This window comes from Aestuariivita boseongensis (assembly GCF_001262635.1).
Classification (GTDB): Bacteria; Pseudomonadota; Alphaproteobacteria; order Rhodobacterales; family Rhodobacteraceae; genus Aestuariivita; species Aestuariivita boseongensis.
This window is the reverse complement of the sequence record NZ_JXYH01000089.1, coordinates 1-5,964: the sequence shown is the minus strand read 5'-3', so window position 1 is coordinate 5,964 and position 5,964 is coordinate 1. Positions and strand designations below refer to the sequence as shown.

General features: G+C 60.4%; 6 protein-coding genes. 5 read left to right on the top strand and 1 reads right to left on the bottom strand.

Annotated features, from left to right (window positions below):
* Positions 1-498 (top strand): molybdopterin-binding protein (locus TR61_RS18990; RefSeq protein ID WP_245626933.1); only part of this gene is annotated, 498 nt, incomplete at its 5' end.
* A 12-nt stretch (positions 499-510) separates the two neighbouring features.
* Positions 511-1,032, top strand: a complete 522-nt coding sequence (locus TR61_RS18985; protein WP_050932107.1) for a DUF2478 domain-containing protein — start codon at positions 511-513, stop codon at positions 1,030-1,032.
* 591 nt (positions 1,033-1,623) lie between these two features.
* Here TR61_RS18985 and TR61_RS18980 read toward each other — a convergent pair.
* Positions 1,624-3,033 (bottom strand): hypothetical protein, encoded by a 1,410-nt coding sequence (locus TR61_RS18980; RefSeq protein ID WP_050932106.1) that lies wholly within the window; start codon positions 3,031-3,033, stop codon positions 1,624-1,626.
* Between the two features lie 240 nt (positions 3,034-3,273).
* Between TR61_RS18980 and TR61_RS18975 the strand changes: the two genes are divergently transcribed.
* Genes TR61_RS18975 through TR61_RS18965 form a run of 3 tightly spaced genes read left to right on the top strand, consistent with a single transcriptional unit; the run spans position 3,274 to position 5,916 of the window.
* The gene (locus tag TR61_RS18975) at positions 3,274-3,756 is read left to right on the top strand and encodes a MarR family winged helix-turn-helix transcriptional regulator (protein ID WP_050932105.1); all 483 of its coding nucleotides are present in this window, start codon (positions 3,274-3,276) and stop codon (positions 3,754-3,756) included.
* Positions 3,753-4,895, top strand: coding sequence for a CaiB/BaiF CoA transferase family protein (locus TR61_RS18970; protein ID WP_050932104.1), 1,143 nt, complete (start codon positions 3,753-3,755; stop codon positions 4,893-4,895). The genes TR61_RS18975 and TR61_RS18970 overlap by 4 nt, the downstream gene beginning before the upstream one ends.
* A gap of 25 nt (positions 4,896-4,920) precedes the next feature.
* Positions 4,921-5,916: an NAD(P)H-dependent flavin oxidoreductase gene (locus tag TR61_RS18965; RefSeq protein ID WP_050932103.1), complete on the top strand. Its 996-nt coding sequence runs from the start codon at positions 4,921-4,923 to the stop codon at positions 5,914-5,916.
* Positions 5,917-5,964 lie beyond the last annotated feature (48 nt).

The window sequence follows — 5,964 nt, the reverse complement described above, 5'->3', positions numbered from 1 at the left end:
AAAGCCGATCTTGTCATCACCACGGGCGGTATCTCGGTGGGCGAAGAAGATCATGTGAAGCCGGCTGTCATGGCATTGGGCGGCGAAACCCTGTTCAGCGGCGTCGCGATCAAACCGGGCAAGCCGGTGTCGGTCGGGCGCATCGGCAAGGCGCACTGGCTTGGATTGCCCGGCAACCCGGTATCGGCCTTCGTCACATGGCAGGTCTTCGGACTGGCGCTGATCCGTGCCTTGAGCGGCGAGGGACCCGCACCGACCCGGCGGCATGTCGTGACCGCAGGCCCAATCCGCCGCAAGCCCGGGCGCTGCGAACTCCGACCCGCCACGCTGGCCGGTTTCGATGGCCATGGTCGCGAGATTGTCTCCTTCGAGGATGCCACACATTCGGCCCGTGTCGGGCTGCTCTCTCCAGCGGACGGGCTGATGTTTCTGCCCGCCGACGTCGAATCCTTGCCAGCCGGTGCGCTGGTCGAATTCCAACCTTTCTGCCAATCCTGAAGGAGCCCGGACATGAAACTCGCCTGCACGATGGCGCCAGGACGCGGCGATACGGATCTGGTGCTTGAACGGCTGGCAGCGAACCTCGCAGCCCGGGGCCTCAGATGCTGCGGCACTGTCCAGATCAACAGCGAGCGCGCCGATGCCGGCCCCTGCGACATGGATGTGCGGGTGCTGCCAGAAGGTCCCGTTCTGCGCATCAGCCAGGATCTTGGCCCGCAGGCGCGGGGGTGCCGCCTCGACCCTGCCGCGCTGGAAACGGCGGTGGGTCTGGTCAAGGTCAGCCTCTCATCCGGCGCGGACCTGCTGATCGTCAACAAGTTCGGAAAGCACGAGGCGGAGGGGCGGGGGTTCCGCGACGTGATCGCCGAGGCGGTTGCGATGGAGATCCCCGTTCTGGTCGGTCTAAATGCGCTCAACCGACCGGCCTTCGAGAGTTTCGCAGAAGGGCTGGCAATCCAGCTCGCGCCCACGACCGAAGCGCTGATGGCGTGGGTAAACGAGGTGACAGCGTTGGCGGACGAACTGGTCTGATTTCGACCGATCGTCGGAAGTTGCTGTTCGTCTTTCGGAGATGAAGGCCGGCGGTCACTGGAACAGGGCATCTTCTGCCCGGTTTCGGAAATGGGCCAAGCGCATGCCACGCTGGTAGGCACGAAGATATGCAACCAAGTCCACGCAGACGGCAGGCTTATTCAATGGGCCGGGATCACTGGAGGATCTGGCCGAGACCCAAGGAGTCAGAGATGTTTGGGCCGCTTGTGTGCGCGCGGATCAATTACACAGGGTGTATTGGCGGGCCGTTCTGGCGTCGAGGAAGCTGAAATCGCGCAGTCCGCACCTTTTCACGCCGCACTTGCCAATCTTACGCCGCAACCCGAGGGACCACTCGCTCGACTAACCGCAGAAATCGTGAGTTGCGAGCCCCCGCAACCAATCTTACCAAAAATCAATGACTTAAGTACTGCTTGATTGGCGTGCTCTTGTCGTACGGCAAACATGCGCCGTCACGTAGGAACCGCCTCCTTCGTCGATGTTTCCTGTCGAATTCCGTGCGATCTTCTGTCGGACACCGTCTGACCATTTTCACCGATGCTTAGAAACCGTTGTTCAGACGGCCACCAACTATCCCAGACTCAATAGAACAAGAGTCAGCAGGCAAAGCGTTGCAAGACCATAGTAACCGTTCCACCTGACACCCACGTCTGCGGGATCCGCTTGTATCATTCGCGCGGCCAATCGAACTGAGGCCGCGTAGGGCGCGACATTGACCGAGATTGTCCAGGCCGACACAAGCATGAAGCCCACCATCACGGGCCCCAAATCCAGCGCGGACAGATTGGGCAGCGTCGCAGCAAGGATCGTGACCGAGATTATCGTGCTTATCCCAACCAGCGACAAACCGACGATCAGCCAAGCCGCCAAAGCAAGAATCGCACCACTGGACAGGCCCAGATTGACGATGATTCCACCCAGCACATCAGTATCTATCACTGCGGCGATCATGACGCCCAGAAAAGCCGCGGAAGCGAACAAGGTGATTTCACTCCGCATCTCGGGCAGCGAGGGAAGCAGACCGCCCCAGATTTCGCGGCCCGTACGCAACAGCGCACCTGTGCTGCCACGCTCTTGTATCCAGATCCAGACCGTCGAAATTATCGGCAGAACGATCAGCAGCGCGACGATCATGCTGGTTCCCAAAACCTTCGAGACAGCAAAGGCGGCACCAGGCACGGCAAGGGCCAGAAGAAGAATAGGCATCAACCCGGATAAGGGCGGGGTGTCGCCATCGTGCGCAGCCTGTCTTCGGGGATAGGAACGCCTATCGAATGCCCAGCCGACCAACAGAAACACAACCGTCAATGGTGCAGACCAAACGGCCACTTGCGCCCAAGTCAAACCGGGTATCGCGGCCGTCACCAGCGCGATCGTCACGGTCATGGGCGAGAACATCGGAAGGGCACAGAACCCGCGCAGCATGGCCAGCGTCATGCGCCGACGGCGGATCTGTGCAATACGTTGCGCCTCGGGGGTTTCCGCATTTCCGAAGGTGCCCTTGTCGATCATCGTGCCCAACAAACCAATCGTACCGAGGTTCATCAGCATCCCGAACAACGCTGCGCCGAACGTCAACACTACATAGCGCCTGCCCGGTGGTTGGTGCACCAGAATACGCCCGGATCGCTGCATCAGCGGCGACCGCCCGGCCGCATATTGAAGAAATCCGAGTGACGTCAGGAAAAATGCAAGAAATCCGGCGCGATGAATGGCCTGCGCTGTCAAATCGGCTTGCAATGTGTTCGTGAAAACCTCTGCGCCGACAAGGGCAAAGCACAAGACCACCATTGTCTTTGCCATTTTGGTCAGGCAACGGAATTCCAACCCAAAAAAGACGCACAGTCCCGCAAGCGCGCCCCACAAAAAGGCGGTGCTTGAGCCGAAGATATGGCCAATCGCCGAAAGGCTGATCAAGACCAAAGCCGCTGCGGACAGGAACTTGCCCCCGCTGCGTCGATGATCGCCTGTGTCTGTCATTTCAACAAGACTGCCAGCCGCACACCTTTTGCGCGGCCATCCCCCCTAAAGATCAGAGAGTGAACAGCTGCCGTCATGTCCGGCTCCTGCCTCGCTTTATGTTTGGCCTATGCAATCTGCTTCATCCGTTGCGGCGTCAGGCATGAACGAAAATTTAATTAACTTGAAAATAGCAATCAAGCTAATTAATTTTCCCCAAAGACGCGGCACTACAGCGAAAGACCGTGCGGGAGGAGTGCAATGGCCGGTTCACGAGACCAAGCCGACCAGGCCGGTCGTTCGAAGGATGGTCCAATTTTTCAGGATATTGCACGGTTTCGCGGCATTCTGTTCGACCGCATGTTGCGACCCCACAACCTCACCATGTCGCAGGGATGGGTGGTGATGCACCTGATACGGGAAGACGGGCTGCGCCAGGCCGATCTGGCTGAGCGGATGAATGTCGCGACGGTCACCATCTCGAAACTGATCGACCGACTGGTTGAGCGCGGCTTTGTCGAACGCAAACCCGATCAATCCGACCGGCGGACCAATCGGATCTTTGCGACACCCAAAGCGCGTGCCATGTTGCGCACCATGTCCGAGGTACAGGGAAAAGTTGACGACATCGCCAATGCCGGGATCGACACAAAAGATCTGGCACAGACGATGCGGGTTCTGGAACAGATGCGCGCGAACCTGCGTACTGCTACGGGCCGTGAGGGAGGGCCGGATACCACATGACAGACAGACAAGCTGCCGCCCCGCTTTCCGGTGTGCGCATCATCGAATTTGCGGGGATCGGCCCGGGGCCTTTTGCCGGCATGATGCTTGCCGATATGGGGGCCGAGATCATTCGTATCGACCGCGCTGGCGCAAAGCCTTGGCCGGGCCCGGATTTTCTGGCGCGTGGGCGCAAGTCCGTTGTTCTGGACCTGAAGAACCCCGAGGCGGTTCAGGTTGCGCTGACACTTTTGCGCGATGCGGACGGATTGATCGAAGGGTTCCGCCCCGGTGTAATGGAGCGGCTGGGCCTGGGGCCGGATGCCGTGCACGCGGTCAACCCGCGCCTGGTTTATGGCCGGATGACAGGTTGGGGGCAGGACGGGCCGCTGGCCCATGCCGCAGGGCATGATCTGAATTACATCGCGCTGTCCGGTGCGCTTTGGTCGACCGGGGAAGCCACGCGCGCCCCGACCTTTCCGATGAACCTCTTGGGCGATTTCGGAGCGGGCGGTATGTATCTGGCCTTTGGTATGGTCACAGGACTGTTCAATGCGCAACGGACTGGCACCGGTGATGTCATCGACGCTGCGATTTGCGATGGAACTGCCTCGCTTATGGCGATGATCTATGGCTTTCGGGCAGCTGGCGACTGGGAGGACAAACGACAGGCCAATCTGCTGGACGGCGGCGCGCCCTGGTACGGTGTATATGAATGTGCCGATGGTACGTGGATCACCATTGGCCCGCTTGAGCCGAAATTCTGGGACGAACTTCTGACAAGGCTGGGCCTGGACCCGGCCGATATTGGCAAACGCGCCGATCCAGAAAGCTGGCCTGCGATGCGCGCGAAGTTCGCCGACATCTTCAAATCGCAGCCGCGGGATCATTGGGTCGCCCTGCTTGAGGGCACAGACGCATGTTTCGCTCCGGTCCTGTCGCCCGCAGAGGCGCCCGAGCATCCCCATAACGCCGCGCGCGGGATCTTCTCCAAGACCGGCCCTGCACAGCCCATGCCTGCGCCACGCTTTGCCCAATCAGAGACGCCGCTGCCCCCGCCTGCTCCTGAACTTGGAGCGGATACGCAAGAGATCCTGGCGCACGCCGGGTTAAGCCCGGACGAGATCGAACGCCTTTTCAAAACCGGCGCTGTCGCCTGACCAATTCCCAATTCCGAGGATACTGATGACCCTTCCCGCTTCCCTGCAAAACCTGCGCCTGCCGCTGATCGGCAGCCCGATGTTCATTGTCTCTCACCCAGAACTTGTGATTGCCCAATGCAAGGCAGGCATTGTCGGGTCTTTCCCTGCATTGAACGCGCGCGAAAAGGATGGGCACAGCCTGGATGAATGGTTGGGTCGCATCACCGAAGAACTGGACCGCCACAATCAGGCCAATCCGGACCGGCCCGCCGCGCCTTTCGCGGTGAACCACATCGTGCATCGGTCGAACCAGAAACTGGACGAACATCTTGAACTGTGCGTGAAACATAAGGTGCCCGTCTGGATCACATCGCTTGGCGCACGTCCCGAGGTGAACGAGGCCGCGCATTCCTGCGGTGGGGTCGTGCTGCATGATGTCATTCACAATACCTTTGCCAAAAAGGCGATCGAGAAAGGCGCCGATGGTTTGATCGCCGTTGCAGCCGGGGCGGGCGGCCATGCGGGCGGGCAATCGCCGCTGGCCCTGATCCAGGAGATCCGCGACTGGTTCGACGGCCCTCTGTTCCTGTCCGGTTCCATCGCACGGGGTGATGCGCTGCTTGCGGCTTTGGCGATGGGCGCTGACGGCGGATATGTCGGTTCGGCCTTCATCGCCACCGAAGAGGCCAACGCGGTCGACCGCTATAAGCAGATGATCACCGAATGCGGGGCGGAGGATATCCTGTATTCGAACGCCTTTACCGGGGTGTGGGGCAATTATCTGCGCCCCTCGATCGTAGCGGCGGGGCTTGATCCGGACAACCTCGCGTCCTCGGACCCGTCCAAGATGAATTTCGCGGAAGATCGCGACAAGACGCGTCCCAAAAGCTGGAAGGAGATCTGGGGATCCGGCCAGGGCATTGGCGCAGTGGACAAGGTTATGCCCGTAGCCGATCTTGTCGCCCGGATCGAGACGGAGTTTCTGGCGGCCCAGAGCCGCCTCGCGGCGCAGACGGCGCGCTTCCCCGGCTGGGGGTAAACGAAGCAAAGCGTTGCTGCCCGACCTGGGGCCGAGGTTATTGAGCCG

Excerpts from the sequence above, each read along its gene's own strand:
- TR61_RS18985 (WP_050932107.1), top strand. The coding sequence starts at position 511 with ATGAAACTCGCCTGCACGATGGCGCCAGGACGCGGCGATACGGATCTG.
- TR61_RS18980 (WP_050932106.1), bottom strand. The coding sequence starts at position 3,033 with ATGACAGACACAGGCGATCATCGACGCAGCGGGGGCAAGTTCCTGTCC.
- TR61_RS18975 (WP_050932105.1), top strand. The coding sequence starts at position 3,274 with ATGGCCGGTTCACGAGACCAAGCCGACCAGGCCGGTCGTTCGAAGGAT.
- TR61_RS18970 (WP_050932104.1), top strand. The coding sequence starts at position 3,753 with ATGACAGACAGACAAGCTGCCGCCCCGCTTTCCGGTGTGCGCATCATC.
- TR61_RS18965 (WP_050932103.1), top strand. The coding sequence starts at position 4,921 with ATGACCCTTCCCGCTTCCCTGCAAAACCTGCGCCTGCCGCTGATCGGC.